Source organism: Streptomyces sp. NPDC096040, from assembly GCF_040303265.1.
In the GTDB taxonomy this organism is placed as follows: Bacteria; Actinomycetota; Actinomycetes; order Streptomycetales; family Streptomycetaceae; genus Streptomyces.
This window is the reverse complement of the sequence record NZ_JBEOTA010000005.1, coordinates 54,189-71,820: the sequence shown is the minus strand read 5'-3', so window position 1 is coordinate 71,820 and position 17,632 is coordinate 54,189. Positions and strand designations below refer to the sequence as shown.

Below are 17,632 nucleotides of genomic sequence, written 5' to 3'. Positions count from 1 at the left end.
GATGAGCCAGGCGCAGGAGTTCGACCAGTCGGGCGGGGCGGGGCCCGCGGTGCCGCAGACCCGGACCGCCCGGCACCGCCGGATCGTGGACATCCTCAACCGGCAGCCGGTGCGGTCGCAGAGCCAGCTCGCGAAGCTGCTCGCCGACGACGGGCTGACGGTCACCCAGGCGACGCTCTCCCGGGACCTCGACGAGCTGAACGCGGTGAAGATCCGCAACACCGACGGGGAACTGATCTACGCGGTGCCCAGCGAGGGCGGCTTCCGTACGCCCCGTGCGCCGCTGGGGGAGTCGGCGAAGGAGGAGCGGATGCGCCGCCTCTCCCAGGAACTCCTGATCTCCGCGGAGGCCTCGGCGAACCTGGTCGTCCTGCGGACCCCTCCGGGGGCGGCGCAGTTCCTCGCCTCGGCGATCGACCAGGCGGAACTGCAGGACATCCTGGGGACGATCGCCGGGGACGACACGCTGCTGCTCATCAGCCGTGAGCCGACCGGCGGACAGGCCCTCGCGGACCACCTGCTGCGCCTGGCCCAGAACGGCCACTGACCCGCGTGCGGGGCCCGGCCCGCCGACGGAGAATGGGTATGTGATCTTCCGCGGCGAACGGTCGGGCGGGCGGGCAATCCCCTGGCGGCCGTCGAACGTATACATAGGTATGTCGGGTTTCCGGTTCTCCGTCGGCCGCCTCCCGGACGAGGCTCTGCTGTCCGGGCTGGCCACCGGAGATCCGGAGCTCGCCGCGATCTTCGTACGGAGGTTCCAGCACCGGGTCTTCGGCGTCGCCATGGCTGTCGCCGGGGACCAGCAGCTCGCGGAGGACATCGCTCAGCAGACCTTCGAGCGCGCGTGGCAGCATGCCCAGATCTACGACTCGCGCCGCGGCTCGGTCGCGACCTGGCTCACCACCATCGCGCACAACCTCGCCGTCGACGCCGTCCGTGCCCGGCGGACGCAACCGATGGCACCCGAGGACCTCGACCCCCTCCTCGACGTCGTCACCGAGACCCCGGAGCAGTGGGCGCTGGCCGACGAGGCGTCCACCCAGCTCCGGGCGGCTCTGGCACGGCTGCCGAGGGAGCAGGCCCGGGCCCTGATGATGGCAGGCATCTACGGCATGACAGCCCAGCAGATCGCCGACACGGAGCAGATCCCGCTGGGGACCGCCAAGACCCGGATCAGGACGGCGATGGCAAGACTCCGCACCGCACTCACGTCTCCGAAGCGAGGCGACCATGTCCAGTGACGCCAACTGCGAGAAGCTGCGTGCGGCCGGCGCCGAACTGGCGCTGGGCGTGCTGCCCGGCCGCGAGCGGGCCGAGGCCATCGCCCATCTGGACGGGTGCGCGGAATGCCGGGAGTACATCCGGCAGCTCACGGGGATCGGCGACCGGCTGATCGGCCTGCTGCCGGACCGCGAGCCACCGCCCGGCTTCGAGACCCGGGTGGCGCGCAGCCTGGCCCAGCAGTCGGCGGGGCCCGAGGGGCAGCGGCCCGCCCGCGCCGCCCAGGGCCTGCGCAGCCGCGCCCGGCGGGCCCGGCTGCGGCTCGCCGCGGTCGGCGCCGCCCTCACCGTCGCCGTCGGATTCGCCGGCTGGGGGATCGGCACCGCCGTCCAGGAGATCACCGCCTCGGCGCCCGCCGTCGGGTCCGAGCCCGTGCTGGTCGGGGACATGACTCCGGCCGGGGGCGGGCAGCCCGTTGGCGAGGTCTACGCCCACCCCGGCAGCCCCGCCTGGATCTTCATGTCCGTCGCCCTCACCGGCACTCCCTACACGGGCAAGGTCACCTGCCTCCTGGAACGCGCCGACGGTACGACCACGCGGGTGGGCGACTTCCCGCTGCGCGACGGGCGCGGCAACTGGGGTGTGGTCGTCCCCGTCGACCTCACCAAGTACACCGGCGCCCGCCTGGCCTCTCCCGACGGCACCGTCCTCGCCACCGCCCAGCTGCAGAAGGGCAAGGTGGTGGCCCCGGAGACGTGAATCACGCGCCGCGGGTCGGGGACGGCAGGGTTGCGTCCAGGGCGGCGGCCAGGTCGGGGACGGTGGGGCGGCCCGAGGGCTCGGCCCGCAGACAGCCGTCGACGGCGGCGGCGAGAGGGCGGGGGAGCCGCCGCCGGGAGGAGACCGGCGGCGGACGGTGCTCCAGCGCGGCCCCGGCGCAGTCGAACGGCCAGTCACCGCACGCGACTTCGAACAGTGTGACGCCGATGCCCCACACGTCGGCGGCGGTCGTGAGGGTGCCGCCGCGAGCCTGCTCGGGGGCGAGGTAACAGCAGGTGCCCACCCCGGCCGGGATGGGCCCGGGCGGCCGGGCGAGGCTCAGATCGAGCACCTTGGCGTGACCGCGGTCCACCACCACGTTGGACGGCTTGAGGTCCAGATGCAGCAGGCCCCGGCCGTGCAGGTAGTGGAGCGCCGAGCACAGCTGCACCCCGAGCAGCGCCACGTCGGCGGCGGACGGCCGGCGCCGCAGCCGGTGCAGCAGGTGGGAGAGCGTCTCACCGGTCAGCGTCTCCAGGACGACGAGCGGCTCGGGGGAGTCGAAGACGTCGTATGCGCGGACCAGGTGCGGATGGCTGAAGTCGCGCAGCCATCGGCCCTCCCGCAGCAGCCGCTCACCCAGCCCCCGCTCGCCCCGGCGGTCGGGCCGCACCACCTTGATCACGCATCGGCAGTCCCGCTCCGCGCTCCAGGCGTCGTGGACGTCGAGCCACCCGGTGCGGGTGAGATGCCCCAGCACCTCGTACCCCGGGACCGGTCGCGTGCCAGGCGCCAGCGGCGGGTCCTGGCCCACGAGGTTCATGACAGCACCGCTCCCGCGTTCAGCCGGTGCAGCCGGGCGTACGGCCCTTCGCGGCCGAGCAGATCCGCGTGCGCGCCGTCCTCGACGACCTGGCCGTGGTCGAGCACCACGATCCGGGTGGCGTCGCGGACGGTGAGCAGGTTGTGGGAGATGACGACGGTCGTCCGTCCGGCCATGAGCCGGCGCAGCGGGTCCATGATCCGCCGGCCCGACCGGACGTCGAGCCCGGCGGTCGGTTCGTCCAGGAGCAGCACCGGCGCGTCCCGGATCATGGCCCGGGCGATCGCCAGCCGCTGGCACTGGCCGCCCGAGAGCGTGCGGCCGCGCTGGCCGACGAGCGTGTCGTAGCCCTCCGGGAGCCGTTCGATGAACTCGTGCGCGTCCGCGGCGCGGGCTGCCGCGACGATCTCCGCGTCCGTGGCCGCCGGCCGCCCGTAGGCGATGTTGTCCCGCACGGTGCCATGGAAGACGAGCGTCTCCTGCAACACCACCGCCACGTTCTCCCGTACGTCGGACAGGCTGAGCTCGCGCAGGTCGGTCCCGTCGAGGCGGACCGCGCCCCGGTCGGGGTCGTAGAACCGCAACTGCAGCTTCGCGAGAGTGGACTTGCCCGCCCCGCTCGCCCCGACCAGCGCCAGCGTCTCCCCGGGCGCCACATGGAAGGACACCCCCGACAGCGCCCAGGCCGCCCTGCCGGGATAGCGGAACCACACCCCGTCGAACTCCACGTCACCCCGCGCCCGGCGGATGCGCCGTGCCCCCGGCGCCTCGGCCACCTGGGGCCGCTGGTCCAGGAACTCGATGATCCGTTCCGCCGAGGCGGAGGCCGCGTAGAAGGTGGTGCCGAGCCCCGACAGGCCGTGCACCGGGCTGTACAGCTTGCCGATCAGCGCGAGGAACGCCAGCAGCCCGCCGAGCGTGAGCCGGCCCTCGGCCATCTCCCAGGTGCCGAGGCCCAGCACCGCGAGCCCGCCCGACACCTCGATGATCTCCACGACGGGCCCGTACACGGCACGGATCCGCGCCGACGCCATCGCCGCCCGGAACCTGCCGACGTTCTCCCGCTCGAACCGGCGCGACTCCCAGCCCTGCCGGTTGTACGCCTGCACGAGCATCACATTGCCCAGCGACTCCTCGGCGATCGCGCTGAGCGAGCCGCTGCGGCGCCTGCGCTCCCGGGACGCCTCCTTGATCAGCCGCGAGAAGTGCCGGGCGGAGCCCCAGAACAGCGGCACGATGACGAGGGCGAGCAGGGTCAGGTCCCAGCGCAGGTAGAACAGCAGACCGAGAAAGACGCCCAGACGGATCACGTAGTACAGGGCGTCGGCCACGCCCGAGAGCAGGAACGTCTCCACCGCGTCGACATCGCCGGTGACCCGGGACAGCACGTCCCCGAGTCGCCGACGCTCGAAGAAGCCCAGCGACAGCCCCTGGACATGCCGGAACACATCGGAGCGCAGAGCGAGCAGGAAGCGTTCGCCGACCCAGGTCGAGGTCACGTCGTCGGCGAAGCCGAGCACGCCGGAGCAGACCACGAGGCCCAGATAGGTGGGCGCGATCCACAGAAACGGCCGCAACTCCCGCGTGACGAGCACATCGTCGACGACGATCTTGAAGAGCCAGAGCTCGGCGGCGTCGACGGCGGGGGCGGTCAGGCTCAGCAGGACGAGGGGCACGAGCCAGCGCCGGCCACCGCGGGTGTACGGCCAGAACCGCCGGAAGACCTCGCGCGGGGACAGCGGGGGTGCGGCCGCGACCAAGGCGTCGGACGGCTCACCGTTCGACAGCAGACGCCGCAGGACATCAGCCATGACGGGGATCCCCGGGGAACCGCCGGCTGAGCGGACCGGCTCCTTCGATCGCCGGTCCGCTCAGCCGCTGCGCGCGGTCAGTAGCCGTTGTGGCCGTGACGGTCGCCGTGGTCGTGGTCGTGGCCGTGGCGGTCGTTGTGGTCGTTGTGGTCGTGATCGTCGTGGCGGTGGCCGTGACGGTCGTGGTCGGACGAGTGGTCGTCCTGGTGCCGGTGGTCGGCCGGCATGAGGTTGCTGAAGATGGCCATGGTGTTCCTCCCGAAACTTGCTTCACAGGGAGTACGGCCGAAGAGGGGGATGGGATGGCGTTTTACGGGACGAATCTGAAAAATTTCGCACTCTGCTCAGTCGCCGCCCTCAGCCCAGACGCGCCGCGAGCCCCCCGGTGCACCGCACCTCGTCGCCCGCGGTGATCAGCAGCCCCTCCACGTCCGGCAGGGACTCCAGCCACGCCAGCCCCGCCCGCGACCCCATCGCGAACGCCGCCGTGGCCCAGCAGTCCGCCCACGTCAGCCGCGGACCCACCACCGTCACCGCCACCAGGTCCGTCACCGCCGACCTCCCGGTCCGCGGGTCGACGATATGGGCGCCCCGCTCCGCCGTACCGGAGGTGGCCACCGCCAGTTCGTCCACGCCCGCCGCCGTGATCACCGCCGCCAGGCCGCCCGGCCGCAGCGGATCGGCGATCCCCACCCGCCACGCCCGTGTCGGCTCGGGCGCGCCGAACATCTGGACGTCGCCGCCCCCGTTCACGCTCACCCCGGTCACCCCGGCGATCCGCGCCAGCGCCCGCGCCGCCCGCTCGACGGACCAGCCCTTGACGATGCCGGTGGGGTCGAGGCGTCCCCGGTAGCGCGTGCTGAACCAGCCGTCGCTGGCCCGCTCCGCCTCGGCCGCGAACTCCAGCACCTCGGCCACCTCGGCGTCGCACTCGTCGACGCCCAGTTCCTCCCGTGCCAGGCGGGACACCTGACTGTTCTCGCGGTAGGTGCTGAACACCTCGTCGACCCGGTGCAGTCCGGCGACCGCCTCGTCCAGGGCCGCCCGTACGGCATCCGGATCCCCGCCGCGGACATCGAAGGAGAAGACGGTCCCCATGACCTCCTCGGCATGACGCACCGCGGCGGGAGCCTCCGCGTCCGCCACCGCCTCAGCCACCGGCCTGGTCCAGCGCCGACTGCAGGGACTGCTTGTAGCCGGTGCTGGTGTAGGTGGCCCCGGAGACGGAGTCGATGTTCGCGTTCCCGGCCGCAACCGCCTCCTGGTTGAGCTTCGGTACGGAGAGCGCGGTCTTCTGGTCGCTGGTGCCGCCGCTGGGCGCCTGTACGGCGTCCGCCTTGGTGATCTTCCCGCCGGCGACGGTGATCCGGACCTGGACCGGCCCGTACTGGGTCTGCGCGACCTGCCCGGTCACCGTCTTGGCCTGCGCCTGCGCGGACCCGGAGGAGGACGAGGAGGAACCGGACGAGGAGCCCGACGAGCCGGCCGCGCCCGTCTTCTTCATCTTGTCCAGCGCCGACTGCAGGGACTGCTTGTAGCCGGTGCTGGTGTAGGTCGCCCCGGAGACGGAGTCGATGTTCGCGCTCTGCGCCGCCACCGTCTCCTTGTTCAGCTGCGGCACCGACAGCGCGGTCTTCTGGTCGCTGGTGCCGCCCTTGGGCGCCTGGACCGCCTCGGCCTGGGTGATCTTCCCGTCCGCGACGGTCAGCCGGACCTGTACGACCCCGTACTGGGTCTGGGTCGCGTCACCGGTCACCGTCGTGGCCCCGGCGGCCCCGGTGCCGCCCTGCGGCGACTCCTGTCCCGCCGCCGCGGCCGACGGGGCCGCGCCCGCCGCCGACGCGGACGCCGGGTCGGACGACGGCTTCAGCGACAGCAGCAGCACGACACCGGACACGGTCGCCGCGGTGGCCAGCACCACACGCCTGATGGGGTGACTCTTCCTCATCGTTTCCGAACTCCCGATTCCCTGGATTCCGTGGTCCCGTCGCTCACATCTCGAACGACTCGTGATGGATGCGGCGGGCGGGAACCCCCGCGCCGCGCAGAGCGTCGTACACCTGCTGCGCGAACCCGGGCGGGCCGCACATGAAGACGTCGTGGCGATCGATGTCCGGGATCTTCCGCTGGAGGTTCTCCGCGGAGATGTCGGGCCGCTCGCCCTCCGGGCTGTTGACCGCGTACATCAGCCGGGCGCCGCGCTCGTTTGCGATCTTGGCGAGTTCGTCCCAGAGTGCCAGGTCCTGCGTGGTGTTGGCCCGGTAGAGCAGCGTCAGGTCGCCGGCGGCGCCGGGCAGCGTCTCGAACAGCGCCCGCATGGGCGTGATCCCGACGCCGCCCGCCACCAGCAGGACCTTGCCGCGGCTGCGCCGGGACGCGGTCATCGCTCCGTACGGCCCTTCGGCCCACACCTTGGTTCCGGGCCGTAGTTCGCGCAGCCGCGCGCTGTGGTCGCCGATCGCCTTGACGGTGATCCGCAGCATGTCGGGGCGGGGCGCCGCCGACAGCGAGTACGGGTGCGAACTGAACCGCATCCCGGGGGCCATGAACCGCCAGCGGAAGAACTGGCCGGCCTCCGCGCCCATCCGGTGCAGCTTGCGCCCGCCGATCAGCACCGACACGATGCCCGGCGTCTCCTCGATGACCGCCTCGACCCGCATCCGGTGCCGCAGGTTGAGCCGGATCGGGGTGAGGATCCGGTACCAGACGACCAGCGCGCTCACCGCTCCGTACAGGCCGTACCAGAAGGTCTTGGCGATCGGCGTGAGGGCGAAGTCGTTGCCGGTGGTGATCTGGTGCCAGAAGGTCAGGAACACCGCCGCGTACGTGAGCAGGTGCACGTGGTACCAGGTGTCGTACGGCATCCTGCGCCGGACCGGGCCGATCGAGGTGAGGCCGATGACCACGAACAGACCGGTGCCGATGGCCGCCTTGCCCATGTCGGGGAGCTGGTTGATGGAGTCGATGGTCTGCTGGACGATGTCGTTCAGCGTCTTGCCGGCCTGCAGCGCGTAGCCCCACATGATGAGGAAGACATGCGCGAAGACCAGGCAGAGCGTGTAGCGGCCGCTCATCGCGTGCCAGCGGGCGACGCGGTCGGAGCCGACCCGCCGCTCCAGCGCCGGCACCCGGGCCATCTGCAGCACGACGAGTGCCATCAGGTATCCGGCCAGCAGACCGGTGATGCGGCCGGCGTTGAGGATCTTGCCGTTCTGGTCGGCGATGGACGGGGTGTTGTGCCACCACAGCCACAGCACGGCCGCCGCGCCCGCCCACACGGCGAGCAGCAGCGGTACGGCCGGGGAGCGGCGCGGGCGGATGCGGCGCATCGTCTGGCGGCGGGCGGCACGTCCGCCTGCGAGCGTGGTGGTCACGGTTCCTCCGTCGGGACTTGGCCCTTGGCCCACAGGTACGTGCCGCACAGCCCGAGTGTTCAGAGACCCGCGGAGTCCAGTGCCGACTGGAGCGACTGCTGGTAACCCTCGCTGGTGTAGGTGGCCCCGGAGACGGTGTCGATGCTCGCGCTCTGGGCCGCCAGCGCCTCGCTGCGCAGCTGCGGGAGGGCGTAGCTGTTGATCTCCTGGTCCCGGGGGTTGTCCTGCGGGTACTGGAGCGCCGTGACGTCGGTGATCTTGCCGCTCTTGACGGTCACCCGCACCTGGACGGGACCCCAGCGGGTCTGGACGGTGTCCCCGGTGACGGCCTTGGTAACCGCGCTGCCGCTCCCACCGGTGCTGCCGCTTGCACCGGTGCCGTTCGACGCCTGAGGCGCGGCGCTCGCGCTGCTCGACGGCGCCGGGGCCGCCGAGTCGGTGACCACGGTCGGGCTCGTGTGCGGCTTCAGTGCCAGCAGCAGCACCATCCCCGAGACGGTGGCGGCGCTCGCCAGCATGATGCGCCGCAGGGGCCGGTTCTTGTTCAGTGGGTGCACGGCAGGGGCCTCACAGCTCGAAGGACTCGTGGTGGATACGGCGGTCCGGCACCCCGGCGGCACGCAGCGCGCCGTACACCTCCTGGGCGAACCCGTGCGGACCGCAGATGTAGACGTCGTGCCCGGCGAGACCGGGGAAGGCCGCCCGCAGCGCCTCCGCCGTGAGGGCGGGGCGCTCGCCGTGCGGGCCGTTGAGGGCGTACCGCACCTCGGCGCCACGCCATCGAGCTATCGCCTCCAGCTCGCCGCCCAGCGCCAGGTCCTCGGCCGTACGAGCCCGGTAGAGCAGCGTGACCTCGCCGGGCAGCGTCTCGAAGAGCGCCCGCAGCGGGGTGACGCCGACACCGGCCGCGATCAGCAGGGTCCGGTGGCTGGTGGCCCGGTCGGCGGTGAGAGCGCCGTACGGGCCCTCCGCCCACACCCGGGTGCCGGGGCGCAGCAGCGACACGGCCGCACTGTGGTCGCCGAGTGCCTTGACGGTGATCCGCAGCAGATCGCCGCGCGGCGGTGCCGAGAGCGAGTACGGCGTCGACGTCCAGCCCATGCCGTCGCCGCCGAGGAACCGCCAGCGGAAGAACTGCCCGGCCCGCGCCCCGAGTTCGTCGATGCGCCGCCCGTGGATCACCACCGAGTACACGCCCGGCGCCTCCTGCTGCACGGTCTCCACCCGCAGCCGGTGCCGGAGATTGAGCCGCACGGGAGCCAGGATCCGGAACCACAGCACCAGGCCCGCGACCCCCAGGTACAGCGCGTACCAGAAGGCGGTGGGGACCGGCTTGGCGTTGAAGTCGTTGCCGAGTGCCAGCTGGTGGCCGAAGGCGAGGAAGACGGCCGCGTAGGTGAGGAGGTGGACGTAGTACCAGAACTCGTAGCTGGTACGACGGCGCATCGCCCGCACCGAGGTGACACCGACCGCGAAGAGGATCACCGTACCGGCGGTGGCCTTGAGCATCTCCGGATAGTCCAGGACGACGGTGAGCGTCTCGTGGACGAGCGAGGCATGGTCCTGGGCGGCGTACCCGCTGAGGATCAGTGCGATGTGCGCGACCAGCAGGCAGACCGTGTACCGGCCTGCCATCGCGTGCCAGCGGGCGACGCGGTCCGAGCCGACCCGGACCTCCAGCAACGGCACCCGGGCCATCAGGCCGACGAGCACCGCACAGGCGTACCCGCACAGCAGTCCGGCGATCCGCCCGGCCCCGGTCAGCCAGCCCGCCGCACCGACGACCGAGCCGCTGTCCGACCACCACAGCGCGAGCACGGCCACCGCCCCGGCCCACAGCACGGTGAGCACGGCAGTGGCGGGGGAGCGGCGCGTGGCCACGGGCACGGCCGGGGCCGTACGCCGTTCGTCCACGGTCGTCATGAGTCGCGTCCTTTCTCCGTTCCGTGCCGCCACTGTGCAGTCCGAACTTCTGAGCGACCTCTGAGCGGCCGCCTGCTGAGCCGACTCAGAGCAAACTCAGAGGACCAGGGGGCACCGCTCTCTCCCCGGAGGAGCGATGCTGGTAGACGCGATGAACACCACCCGCTCCGGCCGCCCCGCCCTCACCCGCCCCGACGGCACCCCGCTGCGGGTCCTCGTCGTCGACGACGACCCGGATCTCGCGGAGGTGCTCACCGGCGCCCTGCGCTACGAGGGCTGGGAGGTCCGCGAGGCGGGCGACGGCGAATCCGCCCTGGTCGCGGCACGTGAGCTGCGGCCGGACGCGGTGGTCCTGGACGTGATGCTTCCGGACACCGACGGCTTCGCAGTGCTCCGTTCGCTGCACCAGGTCAAGCCGGACGTCTGTGTGCTCTTTCTCACGGCCCGGGATGCCGTGGAGGACCGGATCGCCGGTATCACCGCGGGCGGCGACGACTACGTCACCAAGCCCTTCAGCCTGGAGGAGGTCGTCGCCCGGCTGCGCGGACTGCTGCGCCGCGCCGGAATGGCCCGTCAGCAGGACGAGGGCCCTCGCCTCACCGTCGGGGACCTGACCATGGACGAGGAGGCCCGAGAGGTGACCCGGGCCGGCGAACTGATCGAGCTCTCCCCGACCGAGTTCGAACTCCTCCGCTTCCTGATGCGCAACCCGCGCCGCGTCCTCAGCAAGGCGCAGATCCTGGACCGGGTGTGGTCGTACGACTTCGGCGGCCGCGCCCATGTCGTGGAGCTGTACATCTCCTACCTGCGCAAGAAGGTGGACGCGGGCCGAGAGCCCATGATCCACACGGTCCGCGGCGCGGGCTACGTCCTGAAGCCGGTGACCAGGTGAATCTCCTACGGCGGCTACGGCGCCTCCCCGGGCCCCGCACCCTCCGCGCCCGCCTCACCGTCGGCCTGGTCGTCCTGCTCGCGGTGAGCTGCGCGGCCGTCGGCGTCGCGGCGGTGCTCGAGCTGGACGGCTTCCTCACCGGACGCCTGGACCAGCAGCTCCAGCAGACCGGCGTGAGCTTCCCGGAGTCGCTGGAGCACGGCAACATCAAGCCGACCGACCACGACGGCGACGAGCACGGCGACACCCGGCGCCAGGCCGCCGGCACCTTCGGCGCGCGGCTCCTGAACGGCCAGGTCACCAACGCGGCCCTGATCCCCTCCGGGAACAATCCGGACCTGACCGTCGGCCTCACGGCCCGCGACCGCGCCTCCCTCGCCGAGGTGCCCGCGAACGGCAGGGGCCACACGGTCCGGCTCTCCTCCATGGGCGACTACCGGCTCATGGCCTGGCCGGGCCGCGACGGGGACGTCCTGATCACCGGACTGCCCCTGGAGCCGGTGAAGGCCACCGTCCACCGACTGGAAGGGGTGGCGGCCGGCGTCTTCGGCCTGGCTCTCGCCGCGGCGGGAGTGGCCGGAGCCCTCTGGGTCCGCTGGTCCCTGCGCCCCCTGAGCCGGGTGGCGGCCACCGCCACCCGGGTCAGCGAACTCCCGCTCGCCAGCGGTGAGGTGGCCCTGCCACCCCGCGCCCCCGAAGCGGACCCCCGCAGCGAGGTCGGCCGGATGGCCACGGCCTTCAACCGCATGCTTGGCCATGTCGAGGACGCGCTGACGAAACGCCACGCCAGCGAGGAACGCCTCCGGTCCTTCGCCGCCGACGCCAGCCACGAACTGCGCACCCCGGTCGCCTCGGTCCGCGGCCACGCGGAACTGGCCCTGCTCCATCCGGGCCCGCTCCCTCCCGAGATCACCCGGGCCCTGGAACGCATCGCCGCCGAGTCCTCCCGGATGGGCGAGATGGTCGACGACCTCCTCCTCCTGGCCCGCCTGGACGCGGGTCGCCCGCTGGAACGCCACCCGGTCGACCTCACCCGCCTGACCCTGGACGCGGTGACGGACGCCCGCGCCGCGGGCCCGGACCACCGCTGGACCCTGGACCTCCCGGAGGAGCCGGTGACGGTGACGGGCGACACGCACCGCCTGCAACAGGTGCTGGCCAACCTGTTGGCCAACGCGCGTTTGCACACGCCCGTGGGCACGAAGGTGACGGTGACGCTGGAGGCGGACGGCCGGGCAGGGGTCCTTCAGGTCCACGACGACGGCCCGGGCATCCCGGCAGACATCCAGCCGGGCGTCTTCGAACGCTTCACGAGAGCCGACCACCGCCGCCGCGCGGACGCCTCCGGCGGGGGAGCGGGCCTGGGCCTGTCGATCGTGGCGGCGGTGGTGGAGGCGCACGGGGGGACCGTCACCTTGGAAAGCGCCCCGGGATCGACGACGTTCATGGTCGGACTTCCGCTCGGGTGACCCAGCAGGGGCGGCTCCTGCGGCGCTTCCGCGAACTCAGTACCGGGTGATCGCCGTGTCCCCGCCGGTGGTCCCGATGGCGATGTGCGGCGCCCGGGCCGGATCCGCCCACCGCAGAATCTCCCGCATCGCGTCCACCGGCACCGACACACACCCGGCCGTGGCGCCCTGCCCGTTGACATGGAGAAAGATCCCGGCACCCCGTCCCCGCACCGGACGCTGGTAGTTGAACCCGATCACCAGCGCATGGCCGTACTGTGTCCGGTACGACGACAACCGCTCCGACTCGGCGGCCCGGCAGTCGCTCGGCAACGGCTCGACCCAACGGTTGTAGGAGGTCGAGTCGTTGTCCTGGCACCACCATGAATTCGCCGTCACCGCCCGGTACTCGACGGCAGTCCCCGTCGGTGCGGGCTGGAGGCCGAACCCGAACGGAAGGTCGTACAGCCCCGTCGGGGTCGTGTTCGTGCCCTGCTGCCGCGCGGTCCCCTCCACCAGTCCCTTCGCGCCGAACCGCGCGGCGGCCGACCCGACCTGCACCCACTGCCCGTCCCGGCGCTCCCACCAGGTCAAGGTCCCCGATGTCGAGTTCGGTGCGGACGCCTCGGCGGTGATCAGCTGGCTGCCGCCACCCGTGTCGGCCAGCCGCGCGGGCAGCGGTGCGGTGTCCCCGCCGCCCGGTGCCGCGCCGAGCAGCAGCAGGGACGCGGAGACAAGGGTGACGGCGACGCCTGGACGCATGGCTCAGACGGTAGACGGCGGCAGCGGCAACGGCAGCCCGGGTAGGCCATCCAGGCTCACCGCGACGTGGTCCTTCTTCTCGAAGTACGCGTTCAGCGAGGCGTCGTCCTCGCGCGCGAAGCGCCTGCCGTGCAGGTCGCGGTCTGCGTCGTACGCCATGTAGGGGACCGCGTAACCGCAGGTGTCCCGGACGAGTTCGGCGTGCACGACGATGATCGCGCGCAGGCCGTGCGGGGTGGGGTCGATGCCGGGGAAACGGGTCAGCAGTTCTCCGAACCGCGGGTCGTCGCGGAAGACCGGCTCGCCGCGGCCGTGCACCCGCACGATGTTCGGCGGGCCCTGGAAGGCGCACCACATCAGGGTGATGCGGCCGTTCTCCCGCAGATGGGCGATGGTCTCGGCGTTGGAGCCGGCGAAGTCCAGGTAGGCCACGGTGTGTTCGTCGAGCACCGCGAAGGAGCCCCTGAGGCCCTTGGGGGAGAGGTTGACCGTGCCGTCGCCCGCGAGCGGTGCGGTGGCGGTGAAGAACACGGGCTGTTCCTCGATGAACGTGCGGAGTCTGCCGTCGATGCGCTCATAGGTCTTTCCCATACCGGGGAATTATCGGCGCATTTACTTCGCGCGTCTAAGCAATTCCGGCATCCGGACGGCCCCGGGGTCCCCAGGCCTCCGGACACCACTGTGGCCGCCCCGGCCGGCGCTGTACACGGGGCGGCCACAGCTGCCTGTCACGTCACTTGGTGAGCGTGCAGGCGGCCAGGGAGTCCAGGCCGGTCGGCTTGGCCGACGTACGGCCGATGGCGATCGCGATCCGGTCGATGGTCGACTTCCGCTTGTCGGTCAGGGGGCCGAGAATCGCGTTCTGCACGAAGTTCGGGCCGCCCTGCCCGACCGTGGTCTGGAGACGCTTGTCGGCCTCGTCGATCTGAGTCTGGAGCAGGGTGAGGTTCCGGTCGACCTCCGCCTGCGCGGAGGCGGGGATCGCGGGCAGCTGCGAGGCGACGTCGGGGCAGGTGATCGTGCCCACCGCGGAGCTGCCCGTGCCTGTGCCGCCGGTCGACTGCTGCTGGGTGGCCGCCGCGCTCGGCGTGGCCGAGGCCGTGCCTGTCGCCGTGCCGCTGCCCGTGTTCGTGCCGGTCCCGCTCGCGTTCAGGGTGCACGGCGCCAGCGCGTCCAGGCCGGTCGGCTTGGCGGCCGTACGGCCGATCGCCGTCGCGATGCGGTTGATGGTCGCCACGCGCTTGTCCTTGAGGGGACCGAGGATCGCGTTGTTCACGAAGTTGGGCCCGCCCTGGCCCACCGTGTCGACCAGCCGCTTGTCGGCCTCCTGGATCTGCGTCTGGAGGAGCGTGAGGTTGCGGTCGACCTCGGCCCGCGCGGAGGCCGGGATCGCGGGCAGTTGCGAGGCGACGTCCGGGCAGGTGATCGTCCCGGGCGAGGCGGCGAGGGTGCGCGCGTTGCTGGTGCCGCCGCTCTTGTCGGGCGTCCCGGCGAGGGCCGAGCCGGCGATGACCGCACCGGACAGCGCCACGGCGGCGGCACCGCCGATGAGCGCGACGCGACGCTTGTTGTACTTCGGAAGAGCCCTGGACATGCGGATGCCTCACTTGGGTCAGAGGTGGGTTTACAGACGCGGCGCCGGCGTTCAGGCATGGGTACGAGAAAGCGGTTTCGTTTGTTCAAACCTCTTTCACGAATCTCTGACACCGCCCGGAAAGGCATCCGTGAGCGGAGCGGGTCCGATTGACGAATCATGCAGAGCTCTGCATACTCATGCATAGTAGTGGATTAGCTGAGGAGGGACCCATGACCGAGCGCGTCGTACTCGCCTACTCGGGCGGGCTGGACACCTCCGTCGCCATCGGCTGGATCGCCGAGAAGACGGGCGCCGAGGTCATCGCCGTCGCGGTGGACGTCGGCCAGGGCGGCGAGGACCTGGACGTCATCCGCAAGCGCGCCCTCGCGTGCGGTGCGGTCGAGGCCGAGGTCGCCGACGCCAGGGACGATTTCGCCGAGGAGTACTGCCTCCCGGCGATCAAGGCCAACGCCCTCTACATGGACCGCTACCCGCTGGTCTCCGCCCTCTCCCGGCCGGCGATCGTCAAGCACCTGGTCGCCGCGGCCCGCAAGCACGGCGCCACGACGGTCGCCCACGGCTGCACCGGCAAGGGCAACGACCAGGTCCGCTTCGAGGCCGGCATCGTCGCCCTCGCCCCCGACCTGACCTGCATCGCCCCGGTCCGCGACTACGCGATGACCCGCGACAAGGCCATCGCCTTCTGCGAGGCGAAGCACCTCCCGATCGCGACCACCAAGAAGTCCCCGTACTCCATCGACCAGAACGTCTTCGGCCGCGCCGTCGAGACCGGCTTCCTGGAAGACATCTGGAACGGCCCGATCGAGGACATCTACGAGTACACCCAGAACCCCGCCACCCCGCGCGAGGCCGACGAGGTGGTCGTCACCTTCAAGCAGGGTGCCCCGGTCGCGATCGACGGCAGGCCCGTCACCGTGCTCCAGGCGATCCAGGAGCTCAACGAGCGCGCCGGCGCCCAGGGCGTCGGCCGGATCGACCTGGTCGAGGACCGGCTGGTCGGCATCAAGTCCCGCGAGGTGTACGAGGCCCCGGGCGCCATCGCGCTGATCACCGCCCACCAGGAACTGGAGAACGTCACCGTCGAGCGCGAACTCGCCCGCTACAAGCGGCAGGTGGAGCAGCGCTGGGGAGAACTCGTCTACGACGGCCAGTGGTTCTCCCCGCTCAAGCGCGCCCTGGACGGCTTCGTCGACGAGGCGAGCCGGCACGTCACCGGCGACATCCGCATGACCCTGCACGGCGGCCGCGCGGTGGTCACCGGCCGCCGCTCCGACTCCTCCCTCTACGACTTCAACCTCGCCACCTACGACACCGGCGACACCTTCGACCAGGCCGCGGCCAAGGGCTTCATCGACATCTACGGTCTGTCGTCCAAAATCGCGGCCAAGCGCGACCTGGCCTAAGCAGTAGCGTGACTACCGTCTCCTCACCCGCAGGTGGGGAGGCGGCGCCACATCCCTATCTCTCTAGGAGCAACGCAAGTGAGCAGCAACAGCGGTGACGTACGGCTCTGGGGCGGCCGTTTCGCCGACGGTCCCGCCGAGGCCCTGGCGAAACTGTCGGCGTCCGTCCACTTCGACTGGCGGCTCGCGCCCTACGACATCGCCGGTTCGCGTGCCCACGCGCGCGTGCTGCACAAGGCGGGCCTGCTCACCAAGGACGAACTCCAGCGCATGATCGCCGGCCTCGACCGGCTGGAGGCCGATGTCGCCGACGGCTCCTTCGTGGGCACCATCGCCGACGAGGACGTCCACACGGCTCTGGAGCGCGGCCTCCTGGAGCGTCTCGGCCCCGACCTCGGCGGCAAGCTCCGCGCGGGCCGCTCCCGCAACGACCAGGTCGCGACCCTGTTCCGGATGTACCTCCGGGATCACGCCCGTGTGATCGGCGGCCTGATCGCCGACCTCCAGGACGCCCTGATCGGCCTCGCGGAAGCCCACCCGGACGTGGCCATGCCCGGCCGCACCCACCTCCAGCACGCCCAGCCGGTCCTCTTCGCCCACCATGTCCTGGCCCACGTCCAGTCCCTGTCCCGGGACGCGGAGCGGCTGCGCCAGTGGGACGACCGCACGGCCGTCTCCCCGTACGGCTCAGGCGCCCTGGCCGGCTCCTCGCTCGGCCTGGACCCGGAGGCGGTGGCCGCGGACCTCGGCTTCGAGCACGGCAGCGTCGGCAATTCGATCGACGGCACGGCCTCCCGTGACTTCGTCGCCGAGTTCGCCTTCATCACCGCGATGATCGGGGTGAACCTCTCCCGGATCGCCGAGGAGATCATCATCTGGAACACGAAGGAGTTCTCCTTCGTGACCCTGCACGACGCGTTCTCCACGGGCTCGTCGATCATGCCCCAGAAGAAGAACCCGGACATCGCGGAGCTGGCGCGCGGCAAGTCGGGCCGGCTCATCGGCAATCTCACCGGGCTCCTCGCCACTCTCAAGGCCCTCCCTCTCGCCTACAACCGCGACCTCCAGGAGGACAAGGAGCCGGTCTTCGACTCCTGCGACCAGCTGGAGGTCCTGCTCCCCGCCTTCACCGGCATGATGGCCACCCTCACCGTCAACCGCGAGCGCATGGAGGAGCTGGCCCCGGCCGGCTTCTCCCTCGCCACGGACATCGCGGAGTGGCTGGTCAAGCAGGGCGTCCCGTTCCGCGTGGCCCACGAGGTGGCGGGCGAGTGCGTCAAGGCCGCGGAGGCCGAGGGCAAGGAACTGGACGAGCTGACGGACGAACAGTTCGCGAAGATCTCCGCCCACCTGACGCCGGAGGTGCGGTCGGTCCTGAACGTCCCGGGCGCGCTGGCTTCCCGCAACGGCCGGGGTGGCACGGCACCGAGCGCGGTGGCGACCCAGCTGGCGGAGGTCAAGGCGAACGTGGCGGCCCAGCACTCCTGGGCAACGGCCCGGCAACAGGCCTGAAGGGGGCGCGGGGCTGTATCAATTTGCGGTTCCGCCGCGTGGGCGCGACAAGCCACAACGCGTCCGCGCCCGTCAACACACCGCACCGCCCGAGCTCCGAGGCG

Annotated in this window: 18 protein-coding genes; 7 read left to right on the top strand and 11 right to left on the bottom strand. The window is 71.6% G+C overall.

What is annotated here, in order from left to right; all coding sequences use genetic code 11:
- Position 1: 1 nt before the first annotated feature.
- From ABTY98_RS07640 to ABTY98_RS07630, 3 genes are all read left to right on the top strand, one after another.
- Positions 2 to 547 carry an arginine repressor gene (locus ABTY98_RS07640; RefSeq protein ID WP_351320293.1) on the top strand — a complete coding sequence of 182 codons (546 nt, stop codon included), beginning with the start codon at positions 2 to 4 and terminating at the stop codon, positions 545 to 547.
- Between the two features lie 109 nt (positions 548 to 656).
- A complete protein-coding gene (locus ABTY98_RS07635) occupies positions 657 to 1,244 on the top strand; it encodes an RNA polymerase sigma factor (RefSeq protein WP_352219958.1) in 588 nt (195 codons plus the stop codon).
- Positions 1,234 to 1,983: a zf-HC2 domain-containing protein gene (locus ABTY98_RS07630; RefSeq protein WP_352219957.1), complete on the top strand. Its 750-nt coding sequence runs from the start codon at positions 1,234 to 1,236 to the stop codon at positions 1,981 to 1,983. Before ABTY98_RS07635 ends, ABTY98_RS07630 begins: the two co-directional genes overlap by 11 nt.
- Before the next feature lies 1 nt (position 1,984).
- On the opposite strand, the gene ABTY98_RS07625 is transcribed toward ABTY98_RS07630, so the two are convergent.
- From ABTY98_RS07625 to ABTY98_RS07590, 8 genes are all read right to left on the bottom strand, one after another.
- The gene (locus tag ABTY98_RS07625) at positions 1,985 to 2,806 is read right to left on the bottom strand and encodes a serine/threonine-protein kinase (RefSeq protein WP_352219956.1); all 822 of its coding nucleotides are present in this window, start codon (positions 2,804 to 2,806) and stop codon (positions 1,985 to 1,987) included.
- A complete protein-coding gene (locus tag ABTY98_RS07620; RefSeq protein ID WP_352219955.1) occupies positions 2,803 to 4,617 on the bottom strand; it encodes an ABC transporter ATP-binding protein in 1,815 nt (604 codons plus the stop codon). Before ABTY98_RS07620 ends, ABTY98_RS07625 begins: the two co-directional genes overlap by 4 nt.
- A gap of 77 nt (positions 4,618 to 4,694) precedes the next feature.
- Positions 4,695 to 4,865 (bottom strand): hypothetical protein, encoded by a 171-nt coding sequence (locus ABTY98_RS07615; RefSeq protein ID WP_352219954.1) that lies wholly within the window; start codon positions 4,863 to 4,865, stop codon positions 4,695 to 4,697.
- Positions 4,866 to 4,974: 109 nt separating this feature from the next.
- The gene (locus ABTY98_RS07610; protein ID WP_352219953.1) at positions 4,975 to 5,775 is read right to left on the bottom strand and encodes an FAD:protein FMN transferase; all 801 of its coding nucleotides are present in this window, start codon (positions 5,773 to 5,775) and stop codon (positions 4,975 to 4,977) included.
- A complete protein-coding gene (locus tag ABTY98_RS07605; RefSeq protein ID WP_352219952.1) occupies positions 5,768 to 6,565 on the bottom strand; it encodes an FMN-binding protein in 798 nt (265 codons plus the stop codon). Before ABTY98_RS07605 ends, ABTY98_RS07610 begins: the two co-directional genes overlap by 8 nt.
- Positions 6,566 to 6,608: 43 nt before the next feature.
- Complete coding sequence (locus ABTY98_RS07600) at positions 6,609 to 7,991, bottom strand: ferredoxin reductase family protein (RefSeq protein WP_352219951.1); 1,383 nt, start codon at positions 7,989 to 7,991, stop codon at positions 6,609 to 6,611.
- Between the two features lie 59 nt (positions 7,992 to 8,050).
- Positions 8,051 to 8,548, bottom strand: coding sequence for an FMN-binding protein (locus ABTY98_RS07595; RefSeq protein WP_352219950.1), 498 nt, complete (start codon positions 8,546 to 8,548; stop codon positions 8,051 to 8,053).
- Between the two features lie 10 nt (positions 8,549 to 8,558).
- Complete coding sequence (locus tag ABTY98_RS07590; RefSeq protein WP_352219949.1) at positions 8,559 to 9,914, bottom strand: ferredoxin reductase family protein; 1,356 nt, start codon at positions 9,912 to 9,914, stop codon at positions 8,559 to 8,561.
- A gap of 151 nt (positions 9,915 to 10,065) precedes the next feature.
- Here ABTY98_RS07590 and ABTY98_RS07585 point away from each other — a divergent pair, with 151 nt between their 5' ends.
- Positions 10,066 to 10,806, top strand: a complete 741-nt coding sequence (locus tag ABTY98_RS07585) for a response regulator transcription factor (protein WP_352220191.1) — start codon at positions 10,066 to 10,068, stop codon at positions 10,804 to 10,806.
- Positions 10,803 to 12,275, top strand: coding sequence for a sensor histidine kinase (locus ABTY98_RS07580; protein WP_352219948.1), 1,473 nt, complete (start codon positions 10,803 to 10,805; stop codon positions 12,273 to 12,275). The genes ABTY98_RS07585 and ABTY98_RS07580 overlap by 4 nt, the downstream gene beginning before the upstream one ends.
- Before the next feature lie 36 nt (positions 12,276 to 12,311).
- On the opposite strand, the gene ABTY98_RS07575 is transcribed toward ABTY98_RS07580, so the two are convergent.
- The 3 genes from ABTY98_RS07575 to ABTY98_RS07565 form a co-directional block, all read right to left on the bottom strand.
- On the bottom strand, positions 12,312 to 13,016 hold the full coding sequence (locus ABTY98_RS07575) for a L,D-transpeptidase family protein (RefSeq protein ID WP_352219947.1): 705 nt from the start codon (positions 13,014 to 13,016) through the stop codon (positions 12,312 to 12,314).
- A 3-nt stretch (positions 13,017 to 13,019) separates the two neighbouring features.
- Positions 13,020 to 13,607 carry a pyridoxamine 5'-phosphate oxidase family protein gene (locus ABTY98_RS07570; RefSeq protein ID WP_352219946.1) on the bottom strand — a complete coding sequence of 196 codons (588 nt, stop codon included), beginning with the start codon at positions 13,605 to 13,607 and terminating at the stop codon, positions 13,020 to 13,022.
- A 142-nt stretch (positions 13,608 to 13,749) separates the two neighbouring features.
- Positions 13,750 to 14,610, bottom strand: coding sequence for a hypothetical protein (locus ABTY98_RS07565; RefSeq protein ID WP_352219945.1), 861 nt, complete (start codon positions 14,608 to 14,610; stop codon positions 13,750 to 13,752).
- 212 nt (positions 14,611 to 14,822) lie between these two features.
- Here ABTY98_RS07565 and ABTY98_RS07560 point away from each other — a divergent pair, with 212 nt between their 5' ends.
- Both ABTY98_RS07560 and argH read left to right on the top strand, forming a co-directional pair.
- A complete protein-coding gene (locus tag ABTY98_RS07560; protein ID WP_352219944.1) occupies positions 14,823 to 16,016 on the top strand; it encodes an argininosuccinate synthase in 1,194 nt (397 codons plus the stop codon).
- A 78-nt stretch (positions 16,017 to 16,094) separates the two neighbouring features.
- Positions 16,095 to 17,528, top strand: a complete 1,434-nt coding sequence (gene argH / locus ABTY98_RS07555) for an argininosuccinate lyase (protein WP_352219943.1) — start codon at positions 16,095 to 16,097, stop codon at positions 17,526 to 17,528.
- Positions 17,529 to 17,632: the final 104 nt, after the last annotated feature.

What these genes read in the sequence shown, in the direction of transcription:
- ABTY98_RS07560 (WP_352219944.1), top strand. Translation starts at nt 14,823, where the DNA reads ATGACCGAGCGCGTCGTACTCGCCTACTCGGGCGGGCTGGACACCTCC.
- ABTY98_RS07620 (WP_352219955.1), bottom strand. Translation starts at nt 4,617, where the DNA reads ATGGCTGATGTCCTGCGGCGTCTGCTGTCGAACGGTGAGCCGTCCGAC.
- ABTY98_RS07615 (WP_352219954.1), bottom strand. Translation starts at nt 4,865, where the DNA reads ATGGCCATCTTCAGCAACCTCATGCCGGCCGACCACCGGCACCAGGAC.
- ABTY98_RS07630 (WP_352219957.1), top strand. Translation starts at nt 1,234, where the DNA reads ATGTCCAGTGACGCCAACTGCGAGAAGCTGCGTGCGGCCGGCGCCGAA.
- ABTY98_RS07635 (WP_352219958.1), top strand. Translation starts at nt 657, where the DNA reads ATGTCGGGTTTCCGGTTCTCCGTCGGCCGCCTCCCGGACGAGGCTCTG.
- ABTY98_RS07575 (WP_352219947.1), bottom strand. Translation starts at nt 13,016, where the DNA reads ATGCGTCCAGGCGTCGCCGTCACCCTTGTCTCCGCGTCCCTGCTGCTG.
- ABTY98_RS07585 (WP_352220191.1), top strand. Translation starts at nt 10,066, where the DNA reads ATGAACACCACCCGCTCCGGCCGCCCCGCCCTCACCCGCCCCGACGGC.
- ABTY98_RS07570 (WP_352219946.1), bottom strand. Translation starts at nt 13,607, where the DNA reads ATGGGAAAGACCTATGAGCGCATCGACGGCAGACTCCGCACGTTCATC.
- ABTY98_RS07625 (WP_352219956.1), bottom strand. Translation starts at nt 2,806, where the DNA reads ATGAACCTCGTGGGCCAGGACCCGCCGCTGGCGCCTGGCACGCGACCG.
- ABTY98_RS07590 (WP_352219949.1), bottom strand. Translation starts at nt 9,914, where the DNA reads ATGACGACCGTGGACGAACGGCGTACGGCCCCGGCCGTGCCCGTGGCC.
- ABTY98_RS07605 (WP_352219952.1), bottom strand. Translation starts at nt 6,565, where the DNA reads ATGAGGAAGAGTCACCCCATCAGGCGTGTGGTGCTGGCCACCGCGGCG.
- ABTY98_RS07565 (WP_352219945.1), bottom strand. Translation starts at nt 14,610, where the DNA reads ATGTCCAGGGCTCTTCCGAAGTACAACAAGCGTCGCGTCGCGCTCATC.
- ABTY98_RS07640 (WP_351320293.1), top strand. Translation starts at nt 2, where the DNA reads ATGAGCCAGGCGCAGGAGTTCGACCAGTCGGGCGGGGCGGGGCCCGCG.